Origin of the sequence: Halorubrum aidingense JCM 13560 (genome assembly GCF_000336995.1) — an archaeon.
GTDB classification, from domain to species: domain Archaea; phylum Halobacteriota; class Halobacteria; order Halobacteriales; family Haloferacaceae; genus Halorubrum; species Halorubrum aidingense.
Genome location: NZ_AOJI01000025.1, coordinates 112667 through 127204 on the forward strand (window position 1 = coordinate 112667; position 14538 = coordinate 127204).

14 protein-coding genes are annotated in these 14538 nt (G+C 69.9%); 7 read left to right on the forward strand and 7 right to left on the reverse strand.

Going from position 1 to position 14538, the window contains the following annotated elements; all coding sequences use genetic code 11:
- Window positions 1–131 precede the first annotated feature (131 nt).
- From C461_RS10130 to C461_RS10150, 5 genes are all read left to right on the forward strand, one after another.
- Window positions 132–1229, forward strand: coding sequence for a pyridoxal-phosphate-dependent aminotransferase family protein (locus tag C461_RS10130; RefSeq protein WP_008000920.1), 1098 nt, complete (start codon window positions 132–134; stop codon window positions 1227–1229).
- A gap of 358 nt (window positions 1230–1587) precedes the next feature.
- A complete protein-coding gene (locus tag C461_RS10135; RefSeq protein WP_008000921.1) occupies window positions 1588–2442 on the forward strand; it encodes a ZIP family metal transporter in 855 nt (284 codons plus the stop codon).
- A 245-nt stretch (window positions 2443–2687) separates the two neighbouring features.
- Window positions 2688–3707 (forward strand): aldo/keto reductase, encoded by a 1020-nt coding sequence (locus C461_RS10140; protein WP_008000923.1) that lies wholly within the window; start codon window positions 2688–2690, stop codon window positions 3705–3707.
- Window positions 3708–3789: 82 nt separating this feature from the next.
- Window positions 3790–5376, forward strand: a complete 1587-nt coding sequence (locus C461_RS10145) for a lipopolysaccharide biosynthesis protein (protein ID WP_008000925.1) — start codon at window positions 3790–3792, stop codon at window positions 5374–5376.
- A 108-nt stretch (window positions 5377–5484) separates the two neighbouring features.
- On the forward strand, window positions 5485–6363 hold the full coding sequence (locus C461_RS10150; protein WP_008000927.1) for a succinylglutamate desuccinylase/aspartoacylase domain-containing protein: 879 nt from the start codon (window positions 5485–5487) through the stop codon (window positions 6361–6363).
- Between the two features lie 61 nt (window positions 6364–6424).
- Here the strand turns inward: C461_RS10150 and C461_RS10155 are convergent, their stop codons facing one another.
- From C461_RS10155 to pan2, 3 genes are all read right to left on the reverse strand, one after another.
- A complete protein-coding gene (locus C461_RS10155; protein ID WP_008000929.1) occupies window positions 6425–6802 on the reverse strand; it encodes a DUF5811 family protein in 378 nt (125 codons plus the stop codon).
- A gap of 95 nt (window positions 6803–6897) precedes the next feature.
- Window positions 6898–7443 carry a pyruvoyl-dependent arginine decarboxylase gene (locus C461_RS10160; RefSeq protein WP_008000930.1) on the reverse strand — a complete coding sequence of 182 codons (546 nt, stop codon included), beginning with the start codon at window positions 7441–7443 and terminating at the stop codon, window positions 6898–6900.
- Window positions 7444–8022: 579 nt separating this feature from the next.
- Complete coding sequence (gene pan2 / locus C461_RS10165) at window positions 8023–9246, reverse strand: proteasome-activating nucleotidase Pan2 (RefSeq protein WP_008000932.1); 1224 nt, start codon at window positions 9244–9246, stop codon at window positions 8023–8025.
- Window positions 9247–9573: 327 nt separating this feature from the next.
- Here pan2 and C461_RS10170 point away from each other — a divergent pair, with 327 nt between their 5' ends.
- Window positions 9574–10131, forward strand: coding sequence for a response regulator (locus C461_RS10170; RefSeq protein ID WP_049906535.1), 558 nt, complete (start codon window positions 9574–9576; stop codon window positions 10129–10131).
- A 46-nt stretch (window positions 10132–10177) separates the two neighbouring features.
- Here the strand turns inward: C461_RS10170 and C461_RS10175 are convergent, their stop codons facing one another.
- Together C461_RS10175 and C461_RS10180 are read right to left on the reverse strand one after the other, a co-directional pair.
- Window positions 10178–10468, reverse strand: coding sequence for an amphi-Trp domain-containing protein (locus C461_RS10175; RefSeq protein ID WP_008000935.1), 291 nt, complete (start codon window positions 10466–10468; stop codon window positions 10178–10180).
- A 92-nt stretch (window positions 10469–10560) separates the two neighbouring features.
- Window positions 10561–11640 carry an aminopeptidase gene (locus C461_RS10180; protein WP_008000936.1) on the reverse strand — a complete coding sequence of 360 codons (1080 nt, stop codon included), beginning with the start codon at window positions 11638–11640 and terminating at the stop codon, window positions 10561–10563.
- Between the two features lie 158 nt (window positions 11641–11798).
- Here C461_RS10180 and C461_RS10185 point away from each other — a divergent pair, with 158 nt between their 5' ends.
- Complete coding sequence (locus C461_RS10185) at window positions 11799–12776, forward strand: M48 family metallopeptidase (protein ID WP_008000937.1); 978 nt, start codon at window positions 11799–11801, stop codon at window positions 12774–12776.
- Window positions 12777–12785: 9 nt separating this feature from the next.
- On the opposite strand, the gene C461_RS10190 is transcribed toward C461_RS10185, so the two are convergent.
- Together C461_RS10190 and C461_RS16200 are read right to left on the reverse strand one after the other, a co-directional pair.
- Window positions 12786–14093, reverse strand: coding sequence for an acetamidase/formamidase family protein (locus C461_RS10190; RefSeq protein ID WP_008000938.1), 1308 nt, complete (start codon window positions 14091–14093; stop codon window positions 12786–12788).
- Window positions 14094–14230: 137 nt separating this feature from the next.
- The gene (locus C461_RS16200; protein ID WP_049906523.1) at window positions 14231–14524 is read right to left on the reverse strand and encodes a LysE family transporter; all 294 of its coding nucleotides are present in this window, start codon (window positions 14522–14524) and stop codon (window positions 14231–14233) included.
- Window positions 14525–14538: the final 14 nt, after the last annotated feature.

Sequence of the window (14538 nt, forward strand, 5' to 3'; positions counted from 1 at the left end):
CCCGCGTCGATGACGGCTGCGTGTCATATCTCGAAATCCGCGCCCGGGGCATATATGTGTACGCGTGGGTTCGCAGACGTCGGAGCGTCGCCGGACGGGGCGCTTATCTCGACGGGCGCGAGTACACGCGTATGCTCATGACGCCGGGACCGACCGCGGTCCCCGACTCCGTCCGCGAGGCGATGAGCCGCGAACTGATCAACCCCGATGTCGACCCCGCGTTCAGGGAGATCTACGACCGGGTCACAGCCCGCCTTGCGACGGTGTACGGCGTCGACGAGGCGTCGGCGGCGAGCGAGGCCGGCGCCGGTGTCGCCCGCGACATCGTCGTCCCCGGCGGCGAGGGGATCTTGGGGCTGGAGGCCGCAATCGCCTCGCTCGTCGAACCGGGCACCGAAGTGCTGTGTCTCTCGAACGGGCTCTACGGCGACGGCTTCGCCGACTTCGTCGAGCAGTACGGCGGGGAAGTCACCCTGCTGTCCGCCGACTACGACGACCCGCTCCCGCTCGCCGACCTCGAATCGGTCCTCGCGGACGACGACACCGCGTTCGACCTCGCGACGATGGTTCACTGCGAGACGCCCACCGGGACGCTCAACGACCTCGGCCCCGCGCTCGACCTCCTCGACGGGGCCGATTCGGAGATCCTCACCGTCGTCGACGCGGTCTCGTCGCTCGGCGGCACCCCGGTCCCGACCGATCGGATCGACGTCTGTCTCGGCGCCTCCCAGAAGTGTTTCAGCGCGCCGCCGGGGCTCACGACCGCCGCGATCAGCGAGCGCGCGTGGGCGGCGATGGAGGATCGGGACCCGCACTCGCTGTACACGAACTTCCTGCCGTGGCGCGACACGTCGGCGGGGTTCCCCTACACGCACCTCACGACCGAGGTCGTCGCGCTCGACGAGGCGCTCGGCTTGGTGGTCGAGGAGGGGCTCGACGCGGTGTACGACCGGCACCGCGCGGCCGCGGCGCACTGCCGCGAGCGCGGCGCGGAGCTGGGGCTGGAGCCGTACCCGGACCCGGTGCGATGCTCGCCGACGGTGACGGCGTTTCACGTTCCCGACCGGGCGGCGGCGCTTCAGACGGCGCTCCACGAGGAGCACGACGTGCTCGTCGCGACCGGACTCGGCGACCTGGCGGACGACATCCTGCGGATCGGCCACATGGGCCACAACGCCCGCGTCGAGCGCGTCGACGAGACGATGGACGCGCTCGCGGCGGTGTTGTAGCGAGCGTCAGTGAACGCATCAGTGAACGCGTCGGTGAGCGGTCGGTGAATGCGTCGGTGAACGCGTCCTGTTCCCGTCGCGGACGGGGACGGCTTCTGGCGGGCCGCCTGATCGGTTATAACTGAACCACGCCGCGATGGTGACGAAATACCGTCTGCACGCCCGAAGACGGTCGCCTCGCAACTCGCGGCGATCTGGCGATGTATAAGCTACTTGCGGAGCACGCTGCCGCGAACCGGTTGAAATAGCGCGCCGGTTCGAACCTCCGGACGCGCACGGCATGAGACCAGCGCGAGCGCCGGTTCCGTCCGTTTCTGGGTGCATACTTATACAATTCCACATCGCGCAGAGACAGCCAATGGCGTTCGAGATCACGGAGACGTTTGTCCGATTCGTCGGGGTGTCCCCGGTGATACAGGCGCTCGCCGGGGGGATCATCATCGCTCTGATGAACCTCTTCGGTGCGTCGCTCGTGCTCGTCTGGCGAAATCCATCCGAGCGGGCCCTCAACGGGATGCTCGGATTCGCGGCGGGCGTGATGCTCGCAGCGGCCTTTACCAGCCTCATAATCCCCGGTATCGAGGAGTATTCTGGAGGGAATCCGGTCCCGACACTCGTCGGCGTGGGGATCGGCGCGCTGTTTCTCGACCGAGCGGACGCGCTGGTTCCCCACGCGCACTACCTCCTGACCGGCAGCCGTCGAGCGGACGCAGCGGGACCGAGCGAGACGCTTCCGGTCACCGACGAGCGGTTGGCCGGAGTGATCCTGTTCATTTTGGCCATCACGCTGCACAACATGCCCGAGGGGTTAGCCGTCGGCGTCGGGTTCGGTGCGGCCGGGAGCGATCCAGCACAGCTCGGGAGCGCACTGTCGCTGATGCTCGCGATCGGCCTCCAGAATATCCCCGAGGGGCTGGCCGTGTCTGTGGCGGCGGTGAACGCCGGACTCAACCGTCGGCTGTATGCCGCGATCGCCGGGATCCGGGCCGGCGTCGTCGAGATTCCGTTAGCGGTGCTGGGGGCCGTCGCCGTGGCGACAATCGAGCCGCTACTGCCGTACGCGATGGGATTTGCCGCGGGTGCAATGCTGTTCGTGATTTCCGACGAGATCATCCCCGAAACACACAGAAGCGGGTACGAACGCGTGGCGACGCTCGGGCTCATGGTCGGCGTCATCATTATGCTGTACCTAGATATCGCGTTAGCCGGGTAGTCGCTCCGCGGCCTATCTGCGGATGACCCACCTGTGCAGGCCGCTGTGAGCCGGAATGAACCACTTCCGAAGGCGTTCAACAGCGGTGGTTGTTTATATACTACTACGGGCGTCGGTCTCCGTTTCGTCGTCGCTGTCGCGATCGCCGTCGCTGTCAGCGTTGCCGTCGCGATCGCCGTCGCTGTCGCCATCACCGACGGTACCGCGGCCGGAACGCCCTTGGGCCCGCCGGATCAGATCGCGGTATGAACCATCGCACGCTCGGAAACGTCGGGGCGGTCAGCGAGGTCGGCTACGGCGCGTGGCAGATCGGCGGCGACTGGGGCGACGTGAGCGAGTCCGAGGCGGTCGCCGCGGTGGAGGACGCCCGCGACGCCGGAATCGACTTCTTCGACACCGCGGACGTGTACGGCGACGGGCGCTCCGAGCGCATCCTCGGCGAGACGCTCGCGGCGGACATCGCCGCCGACGAGGTGACCGTCGCCACGAAGGCCGGCCGCCGGCTCGACCCCCACGTCGCCGACGGGTACGACGAGACGACCCTCCGCCGGTTCGTCGACCGCTCGCGGGAGAACCTCGGGATGGAGACGCTCGACCTGCTCCAGCTCCACTGTCCGCCGACGGACGTCTACTACCGGCCGGAGACGTTCGACGCGCTCGCGACGCTCGCCGACGAGGGGCGGATCGCGAACTACGGGGTCAGCGTCGAGCGCGTCGAGGAGGGGCTCAAAGCGCTCGCGTACCCCGGCGTCGAGACGGTGCAGATCGTCTTCAACCCCCTCCGACAGCGGCCCGCCGAGCTGTTCCTCGACGAGGCGGCCGCCCGCGACGTGGGCGTTATCTGCCGAGTGCCGCTCGCCTCCGGGCTGTTGACCGGCGCCCTCTCGCGGGGCGACGCGTTCCCGGAGAACGACCACCGGAACTACAACCGCGAGGGCGACGCCTTCGACGTGGGCGAGACGTTCGCGGGGGTCCCCTACGAGGTCGGCCTCGACGCCGTCGACGCGCTCGCGGACCGGGCCGACGCCGTCGGCGACGACCCGACGCGAGCGTCGGGCGACGGGGTCTCGCTCGCGCAGTTCGCGCTGCGCTGGATCCTCGATCACGACGCCGTCTCGGCGGTGATTCCGGGGTCGACGACGCCCGAGCACGTTCGCTCGAACGCGGCCGCGAGCGGCGTCCCGTCGCTCTCCGCGACCGACCGGGCCGTCGTCCGCGAGGTGTACGACGAGCACGTCCGCGAGCACGTCCACCAGCGCTGGTAGGCGGCCGCCGGGGCCGGGCGGCCGCGACGGGCGGAACGAGCCGCTTATTTTTCGAGCGGCGACAGAGCGAGTAGACCGATCCGTGGAGCACGACGACGAGCGCGTTCCCGGCGATGAGCGCGTCCCCGACGACGAGCGCGTTCCCGACGACGAGCGCGTTCCCGACGATGAGCGGGAGGCACTGGTGGCGATCGCTCACGGGGCGGTGCTCACCGCCGGCGGCGTCTCCGGCCAGCGCGCGCTGACGGCCGCGACCGAGTTCGCGCTCGCGCGCGGGCTCGGTCCGACCGCCTACGGCGTCTACGCGCTCGCGTGGCGGATCGCCCAGCTGTGCTCGCGGCTCGTCACGTTCGGGAGCGTCCCGGCGCTGCAGCGCTACCTTCCGGAGTACGCGGACGACCCGGACCGACAGGGGACGGTCGCCGGGCTCGCGTACGCCACGACGCTCGGGTTCGGCCTCGCGATCGCCGCCGGGATCTGGCTGGCGGCGCCGCGGATCAACGACCTGACCGTCGCGGAGCCGGCGTTCACGGACACGATCGCCACCTTCGGGGCCCTCGTCGGGCTGCTCGGGCTCGTGATGGTCGCGTCGGCGATCTTCCGCGCGGTCGGCTCCGCCCGCGGCGAGATCGCCTTCAACAAGCTGCTCCGGCCGGCCGTCCGCCTCGTCGGGGCGGTCGTCGCCCTCGCGCTCGGCTACTCGGTCGTCGGCGTCGCCGGCGGCATCGTCGTCGCCACCGCGGCGCTCGCGGCCGCCGCCGTCCCGCTTTCGGCGCGCGTCACCGGCGTCGTCCCGTCGCTTCGGGGGGCGCGCCGCGAGGCGCGGCGGTTCTACAACCACGCGGCGCCGGTCGCGATGAGCAGTCTCGGCAAGGTGTTCCAGAACCGGGTCGACGTGCTGCTCGTCGGTGCGCTCCTCACCGCGACGGCGGCGGGAGTGTACAACGTCGTGCTCGTGTTGATCGCCGTCGCGTGGATCCCGCTTCTCTCGTTCAACCAGCTGCTGCCGCCGGTCGCCTCGGAGCTGTACGCCGACGGTCAGACCGAGACGCTCAACGCGGTGTACACGTCCGTCACTCGCCAGATCGTTACGACCGTGATCCCGATCCTCGCCGTCCTCGTCGTGTACGGCCGGGAGCTTCTCGGGCTGTTCGGCGAGCCGTACGCGGCGGGGTACGTCCCGCTGGTCGTCTACCTCGGCGGGGTGTTCGTCGGAAGCGCCGTCGGCGCGACCGGGTGGCTCCTGATGATGACCGATCACCAGTACGCCCGGATGCTCCTCGACTGGCTGCTCGCCGTGCTCAACGTCGGGCTGACGTACGCCTTCGTGCTCCGGTACGGCCTCGTCGGCGCCGCGCTCGGTACGTCGCTCGCGATCGCGGTGCAAAACGGGATCCAGGTCGTGTTGCTCCGACGGTTCGAGGGGCTGTGGCCGTTCGACCGCACCTACCTGCGCCCGCTCGCGGCCGGCGGCGTCGCCCTCGCGGCGATGCGAGCGGTTCGCGAGGTCGTCCCCGGACGCCGGGCGGTGATCGTCGGCGCCGCGGTCGGGCTCGTCGGCTACGCGGCGACCCTCCACGCGATCGGCGTCGATCCACGCGATCGGCTCGTCGTCCGAGAGCTCGCGGAGCGGTACCGGTCGCTGCTCGCGGACCGAGCGAGTCGGTAGTCCGCGTCGCTTGCGGCGCTCGCGGCGCTCGCGGCGCTCGTGACGACCGCGGACCGCGGCGCCCGCAGACCGCGACGATTTATGAGTGGACCGCGCCGAAGAGAGGATATGGAAACGATCGACCGCGGGTCGGCGGGGTCGGCTCGCGTCGCGATCGTCGGCGGGATCCACGGCGACGAGCCCGCCGGCGAACGGATCGTCAGACGACTGGCGGCGGAACTCGACGAGGACGGGCCCGGGTCCGGATGCGTCCGGCTGATCGTCGCCAACGAGCCGGCGCTCGACGCCGGGACGCGCTACACCGACGCGGACCTCAACCGGGTGTTCCCCGGCGACGCCGACAGCGACGAGTACGAACGCGCGCTCGCGCCGCGGCTCGCCGCCGAGCTCGACGGGATGGACGCGGTGCTCGCGCTTCACAGCTCACACAGCGCACCGCCGCCGTTCGCGATCTACAGCGACCCGACCGAGTCGGTGCGGCGGAGCGTGACCGGGATGCCGGTCGAGTTCGTCGTCGATTCGAGCGGGCTCCGGGGGACGACGCTCGACTCGGTCGTCCCGCACACCGTCTCGATCGAGGTCGGCCGACAGGGCAGCGAGGCGGCCGTCGAGTTCGGGTACGAGGCGTGTCTCGCGTTCCTCCGCGCGCACGGCGCGCTCGACGACGAGCCGCCGACGTTCACCGAGACCACGATCGTCACGGGCGACGAGGAGGTCCCGAAAGGCGGGGGGACTCCCCGCGTCCACTACGCCAACTTCGAGGCGATCCCCAAAGGCGCGGTGTTCGCCGAGGACGACGTGTACACCCACCGCGTCGAGACGTCCGGCGTCGTCCCGATCCTCGCGAGCGAGCAGGGCTACGAGGAGATCTTCGGCATTTACGGGCGCGTGACGGGGACGATGACTCCGCCCGATTCCGAGGGGGAACCGGCGCAGACGGACGACAAGGCGCAGACGGACGAGAGAGGAGAAACGGACGCGAAGTAGCGGTCCGAACGATGCGGAACGACTGAGAAACGTCGTGGGCGAGTCGGGTGAGATCGAGTCGTTACTTCGCGGTCGGCGTGACGTCGCCGACGGCGTCCATCACCTGCATCGCGGCGCTGGCGGCCAGTCCGCGAGCGACCTCGTCGGTGTCGGCGTCGGCGATCCCGGCCTCCAGTTCGTCGGGGTCCGGCGTGAACCCCGCCGAGACGGGGTGGCCGGCGGGCGGGTTGACGGCGACGGTCGCCTGCGGGCCGTTCGCGCCGACCGACAGCTCGGACCCGACGGCGTAGCTGTCCGGGAGATACGACTCGGTTCGCGAGACGATCCCGGCGACCGCACGCCGGAGACGCCGTTCTTGGTCGGGGGAGAGGTCGACGGCCGCGGGTTCCCCCGCGTTCGTCACGCTCGGTGCCCCGGCATACGGGTTGTTGCCGTTCATCGAAGACACACCGAGTACGCGGACCCCACTCAAAAAGGCGTCGGCGGGGGCGATACCGTCGCCGTCCGCGTCGCGCCGGTCGGAGACGGGGGCGCCTACAGGATCGATTCCGACTCGCCGTAGGCCGCGATCACGACGGCGGTCGTGTAGCGCTCCGGTTCGGCGGCCGCGCTCTCGACGCGGAACGACCGGTCCGGCAGGTCCCAGTCGCGGAGGTCGCTGCCCGCGTCCAGCCCGGACTCGATCCGCGCGCGGACGTCGTCTGGGTCCTCGCCGGTCACCTCGTAGAAGAGTCCGGGGCCGGGGCCGGTCGCCCACCCGAGCCCGGCGGCCACGTCGGGTCGGCGCCGGGGCGCGCGCTTCGACTCTGCATCCTCCGCGCCGGCGCGACCGCCCTCGCGGAAGTCGACCTCGTCTTTCGGGCCGAGCGTCCGGCGCGCCTCGACGACGGTGAGCCGGTTGCCGGCGGGGCCCAGATCCGGGGCCTCGTCGACCGACGTGACGGTCGCCTCGGCGGGGACGACGGAGGAGACCGCGACGAGGTTGTAGTTGTGGAGGTTCGCGTCCGCGAGCGCGGCGTCGTAGGAGGCCATCGCCGTGTCAGCGACCCCGACGCCGCCGGCGACGTGGATGGTGTTCATTAGCGGGTGATCGGCGACCGGCGCGCTAAGGGGTTACGAAGCGGCCGTACCTCGGAGTGAGTCGGCCAAGGCAGTCATTTATAAACAATCGCGGTGGCGCGTGCCTCTGCGCGCCTGCAAGGCGCGAAGAGCACGCGCGAGGGAGTCGGCGCGGCGCTTGCAAGCGCCGCGCCGACGAGGCTGGGGAGGCGTGAGGTGCGGGTGCGGTCCCGCGAGTGAAACGAGCGGGAGCATGGAAGCCGCAGCCCGCGCAGCGAAGCGAGCAGGAACGTCTTCCAGTGGTGCGGTCGGGTGGGACGCAAAGGGGGCAGTCGCCGGCAGCAGAGCCGCCGGCTGCCAGAGGCACGTAGCGCCTCGCTGCCGCGAGGACGAAGCCCGGCGCAGGAAGCACCACAGCGAGCAACGCGAGCGAGGAGCGCAACAAGCCGCGCGAATCGTCGCGGCTGGGGCTTTGGAGGTGTTCGCCGTCGATCCGCTCGCAACTGCTTATAAGCGAGCGGCTGGGGCTTTGGAAGTGTTCGCCGTCGATCAACCGCCAAAACCCTCGTAGAACCCGAAATCGACCGCCGATCAGCGCGTCTAGTACTGGTAGTTGATGACGCGCTCTTCGGTTTTGTCGGCGTCTTGGAGCTTCTCGCGAGCCGCCTCGAAGTCCGCTTGGGTGACCTCCGTTCGGCCGTCGCGAATGGCGAACATCCCGGCCTCGGTCGCCAGCGAGGCGATGTCGGCGCCGCTGTACCCCTCCAAGTCGGCGGCGATCGTCGAGACGTCCGCCTCCTCGGCGACGTTCATGTCCTCCGTGTGGATCTCGAGGATGCGGGCGCGCCCCTCGGCGTTCGGCTCCGGGACCTCGATGAGCCGGTCGAAGCGGCCCGGCCGGAGGATGGCCTCGTCCAGCATGTCGAAGCGGTTGGTCGCGGCCATGATGCGGATCTCGCCGCGGTCGTCGAAGCCGTCCATCTCGGAGAGCAACTGCATCATCGTTCGCTGGACCTCGGCGTCGCCGGAGGTCTTCGAATCCGTCCGCTTGGCGGCGACGGCGTCGATCTCGTCGATGAAGATGACGGCCGGCTCGCGGTCGGCGGCGAGCTCGAACAGGTCCCGAACGAGTCGGGAGCCCTCGCCGATGAACTTCCGAACGAGCTCGGAGCCCGCCATCTTGATGAACGTCGCGTCGGACTCGTTGGCGACCGCCTTCGCGAGCATCGTCTTGCCCGTCCCCGGCGGCCCGTGCAGCAGGACGCCGCTCGGCGGCTCGACTCCGACGGCCTCGAACTGCTCGGGGTTCTCTAGCGGGTCCTCGACGGCCTCGCGGACCTCGCGGATCTGCTCGTTGATGCCGCCGATGTCGTCGTAGACGACGTCGGGCGACTCGGTGACCTGCATCGCCTGCGCCCGGGAGTCGGTCTCGTCGTCGAGCACCTGCTGGACCGCGAAGGAGTCGTTGATCGCGACGCGGTCGCCGGGGCGGAGGTCGGCGTCGAGCCGCGTCGCCGCCTGCGTCAGCACCTCCTGGTTGTTGCCGTGCTGTTTGATGACGACGCCGTCGTCGGTGATCTCTTCGACGGAGGCGATGTACAGCGACGACGTTTTCAGCACCTCGTTTTCGCGTTTCAGCTCGTCGACGTCGGTTTTCAGCTCGCCGCGGCGGCCCTGCGCGTCGTCGAGTCGGTCTTCCAGTTCGTTGTTCACCTGCAGGATCCGCCGGTAGTGCTGGCGGATCGCTTCGAGCCGTTCCGTCTCGCTCATCTCCGGATCGAGCTCGAGACGGGGACGGTCGGGCAGTGAGGGGCTGTGAGACATTCGTTGAGGGCGAATAGGAAGCGCGCGTAAATGTGCCTTTGGGTCACGGTGGTCCTTCGGGTTTCGGTCGCGATGGGCCGTCGGACCACGGGAGTGGACTGGTTCGAGGGCGGGCCCGCGCTCCATCACGAATCTCACTGATGATAACGACGGGTCAACATTTTAACGGGACACTCGCGAAGCGGCTCGCATGAGCGAACGAAACGCAATCGACGTCGGGCCGGGATTCGCCGAGTCAGGGTCCGGCGGCCAAGCGTCCACCGGGGCGGGGTCCGCCGGGCGAGGGTACCCTAGGCGCGCCTCGCAAATCGGAGCCCGCGGATGGTGATGGACGACGCGACGCGGGCCACGGTCCTCGCGGTCGACGACGAGCCCGACCTCGCGGAGCTGTACCGGGTGTACCTCGATTCGGCGTACGACGTGCGAATCGCGACGGGCGGCGAGGCCGCGCTGGCGGAGATGGACGACGACGTCGACGTCGTGCTCCTCGACCGCCGGATGCCCGACATGTCGGGCCACGAGGTGCTCGCGGCGATGCGCGAGGCGGGCTACGACGCCCGCATCGCCATGCTGACTGCGGTCGAACCCGACGTCGACATCGTCGACATGCCCTTCGACGACTACAAGACCAAACCCGTCACGAGAGAGGACCTCCTCACGCTCGTGGAGGTGTTGCTCCACCGCGCGACGTTCGACGAGCGCAGCCAGGAGTTCTTCGCGCTGGCGTCGAAGAAGGCGGCGCTGGAGGCGGCCGGCACGACGGATACCGAGGAGTACGAGGAACTCATCGAACGGGTCGAGCGGGTCAGGGCCCGGGTCGACGAGACCCTCGATCGCCTCTCCGCCCGCGACGCGTTCGTCGAGGTTCCGGGCAGCGTTCCGTAGCCGCCCGCGACGTGGGTCCAGACCCGCCGCGACCGCAGGCCGCGGCCTACTCGATCGACAGGTCTCCGCTCGCGTCGTCGCCGCCGCCGTCTCCGCCCTCGTCCCACTCTAGCTCGAACTCGATGCTCAGCTCCCCGAGGCCGTCGGCGGGCCCCTCTCGCTCCGCTTTCACTTCGAACGTCGGTCGCGCCGGCGGCTCCATCGTCACCGATTCGCCGCCTCGTTTCAGCGTGATCGCGTTGCCGGCGTCGAGCGAGTCCGCGACCGTGCGGAGGTACGCGGCGATCTCCTCGCGGCTCCGGCGGCTCTCCGACTCGAAGAGGACTTCTTCTGGCATGCGTCCCTAAACGCGGCCCAACGGGATAAATGCGGGCGCCCATCGGAACCTACGAAACGCCCGAAACAATCGAAACGTCCGAGACGACCGACTTAGAACCCGTCTTCGAAGACGAACGTCCCGTTCCGCTGGACGACCTCGCCGTCGACCTCGATGACGGAGTCCTCGCTCATGTCGACGATCATGTCGACGTGCTCGGCGGACTCGTTGACCTCGTTTTCCTCGCCGACCGTCTCGGGGTACGCGGACCCGACCGCCATGTGGACGGTGTCGCCCATCTTCTCGTCGAACAGCATGTTGTAGGTGAACCGGTCGATCTGGCGGTTCATCCCGATGCCGAGCTCGCCGAGGTGCCGCGACCCCTCGTCGGTGTCGAGGATGCCGGTGAGCAGGTCTTCGTTGCGCTCGGCGGAGTGCGAGACGACTTTCCCGTCCTCGAAGCGCAGGCGGACGCCGTCGATCTCGCGGCCGTAGCGGTACAGCGGGAGGTCGAAGTGGACCTCGCCGTCGACGCCGTCGCGGACGGGCGCGGTGAACACCTCGCCGCCCGGGAGGTTCGCCTCGCCGTAGTCGTTGAGCGTCGAGTTCCCCGACAGGTCCATCGTCAGGTCGGTCTCCTCGCCCGACTTGATGCGGACCTCGTCGGCGGCGTCGAGGATCTCGACCATCTCGGCCTGGAACTCGCGCTGTGCGTCCCAGTCGAGCGAGACGGCGTCCCAGACGAAGTTCTCGTAGGCCTCGGTGCTCATGCCGGCGAGCTGCGCGTGGCTCGCGGTCGGGTACTGCGTGAGACACCACGTCTTCGAGAGCCGGGTCCGCTTGACCTCCTCCATCGCGCGGTTGTACGCGGCGTTGGTGTCGGGGTCGACGTCCGCGTCCTCGGTCGCGTTCTGCCCGCCGCGCGCGATGACGAACACGTCGGCCTCCTCGTAGAGGGCGCGCCGGTGGCTCGGCTGGGTGAACTCCGCGGACGATCGCTTGAAGGCCCGCTGTGCGCGCTTCGAGTAGTTGAGGTACACCGGGTTCGCGCCGCGGTCCCCGCAGATCTCGTGGAGCGCGACCGCGAGGTCCTCGGCCTCTTTCGGCAGCTGGATGACGACGTTGTCGCCCGACTCGATGCCGGTCGAGTGGTCGGCGATGATCTCGGCGTGCTCGCGAATGCGTGCGTCCATACCGGCACCTCTCGCCCCGGGGGATTACCGCTTTTCCTTCCGGCGGGGTGCGCGGGGGACGCGGAACTCGGTGCGCGAGGAATTCGGAGCCCGGTGCGCGGGACCCCGCGTTCGACCCCGGCGCAACGCGTTTGCCTCCGGCTCGCGTAGCCGCCGGTATGTCCCGGCTTGCCTTCCGGGTCGGCGCGGCGACGGTCGGCGTCGGACTGCTCGCGGTCTATCTGATCGCGGCGCTGCTCGTCGCCGACTTGCTCGTCTCCCTCTGGGCCGCCCGCCCCACTCTCCCGGTCCTCCTCGCGTTGCTGGTCGTCGTCGCGGTCGGATCGGCGGCGCTCAGCCACCGGATCGGGACCGCACGGCTTCTCGCGGCGCTCGACGGCAATCGAGTGTCGCGGGCGCAGGCGGCCGATCTCCACCGCCGGATCGACGCGCTCGTCGCGCGGATGGACGTGGACGCCCCGACCCTGTACGTCACCGACACCCGCGCGCCGAACGCGTTCGCGGTCGGCGGCTCGGACGGCGGGGCGCTCGTGTTCGATCGGTCGCTGTTTCGGCTGCTCTCCCCCCGCGAGATCGAGGCGATCCTCGCGCACGAGCTGGCGCACTTGGAAGCGAGGGACGGCCTCGCGCTCGCGGTGGTGGACGGCCTCGGCCGGACGGTCGCCGGGCTCGCCACGCTGCTCGTGTTGCCGGCGCTGCTCGCGCTGTCGGGGACGGCGACGGCGTCGGCGTGGATCCGGGGACGGCCCGGCGACCGATCGGGGACGTTTGCGCGGCTCCACCGCGCGCTCGCGAGCGGGCCGTTCGCCGCCTTCGTGCTGGCGACGCTCCTCGCGCGGTCGCGGTCGCGCAAGCGGGAGTTCGCGGCCGACGACCGAGCGGCCGAGGTCACCGGCGATCCGATCGCGCTCGCGCGGGCGCTCCGACGCATCGAGCGCGCGACAGAGCCGGCGTGGCCGTTCGCGCCGCTGTCCGCCTACAAGCGGACCGAGAACCCGGCCGAGCGCTGGCTGTCGACGCACCCCTCGACCGAGGAGCGCGTCGAGCGCCTGCGCCGGCGGGCGGAAGATCAGGGGACGACCCGCCGGGTGCCAGCCGGATCGCCGCGAGGAAGGCGACGGCGGGCGGGTCGGTGACCGAGAGGGCTACAGGTCGTACTGCTCGCGAACCGCGTCGCCGAGCCCCCGGTCGTCGAGCAGGTCCATCGGCGCGAGCATGTCGAGCTGGACGACGCCCGGGAGCCGGCCGATCTGGACGCCGCCGGTGAACGTACAGCGGGCGCGGATCTCGCCCTCGCTCATGTCGAGCAACTGTCCCGCCCGGTCGAAGGCGTTCTGCGTGGCGTCGTTGACGGTGGCGCCGGAGCCGACGACCTGGATCGGTCCCATCTCCGTCTCGACGTCGACGCCGTGCTCTGCGCCGAGGTCGCGACCCGCGGCGCGCTCGTCGTCGGTGTACGGCTTGCTGATAAAGGGGAGATCCTCGGCGTTCGGGAGGAGGACGGGACCGTCGAGGTCGAGCCCTTCGATCACCTCGACATCCATGGTGACGGTGCCGCTCACGTCGGTGGTGTGAAGCGAGAGTTCGCCGTCGCCCTGGTTCGCGTGGAGGTCGCCGACGTACACCCCGCCGCCGTCGACCTCGACGGGGCAGATCAGCGTGGCGCCCGCGCGGACCTCGGGGATGTCCATGTGGCCGTCGGTGCGCTTTTCGAGGTCCGCCTCGGTCTCGACGCCGTAGTCGTGGTCGGCCCCGATGAGGCTCTGTCCGAAGTCGCCCGCGTTGTGCGAGTCGGGCATGGTCACCGACGGCGTCGTCCCGATGTTCCCGATGAAGGGCCGGAGCCGGCCGAGCGTGCCGGGCATCCCGTCCGGCTCGTACAGCAGGATCGGGTGCTGTCGGGCGTTCTTCGGGATGTCCATCACGCGCTCGGCGTCGGTCGCGAGCGCGTGAGCGCCGTCCTTATCGAGGGTGACGCCGACCGCGTTCTCGTGGTCGAACGCGACCGTGTACCCGTACTCGAAGCCGAACGAGGAGGCGTTGGCGCCGCACTCCGCACAGCGGATCGCGTCCTCGCCGGTGCCCTCGACGACCGAGTCGGGCCACGTCGTCCCGCACTCCGGGCAGCGGTGGTCGACGAACGGGTCGTCGCCGAACGCGCCGGCCCGCTCGGCCATCGAGCCGGTGCTCGTCGCCATGCTCGTCACCTCGACGTCGCGGATGTGGATCGCGATCGCGTCCCCGACTTCGGCGCCCTCGACGCGGATCGGGCGTGTCACCTCGTGGCCGCCGCGGAACGACGGGGTGACCATCGGCCCCCAACAGCCCGGCGGCGTGTACGTCTCCACCGTCCCGCCGTCCGCGACCGTGCCGGCCCACTCCTGATCGGGGCCGACGAGTCCGAGCGTGTACTGGTCGACGTACAGCTCCTCTTGAACACCTTGCTGTGACATAACGTGTGAACGATCGGCATTATCGACCATAACGGTGCGGTTCGCGGAACTCCGGGCGGAATTTCGAGGGCGCTCTGACGCGGTATCGACGAGGACAGCTAGAACCCGTGCTGGTGAAGAGACGCGTGCGACGGCAGTCAGGTCGTCAGGAGCCACGCGCCGAGCAGGAGTAGCATCCCGCCTGCGACCCGGTCCAGCCAGCGACCGGCCCGGTCAGACTGGAGAACGCCTGCGGCCCCGTCGGCGACGACCGCCACGGTGCCGAGGTAGACGCCCGTGAGCACGGCGTACGTGGCCCCGAGGACGATGACGGCCCCGCCGGCTCCCCCGTCTCCGCCGGATCCTCCACCGGCCACGAATCCGGGGAGAAACGCGAGGAAGAACAGCGCGACCTGTGGGTTGAGCGCATTTATTCTGTCTCTTATACACATCTCTGATGGCGCGA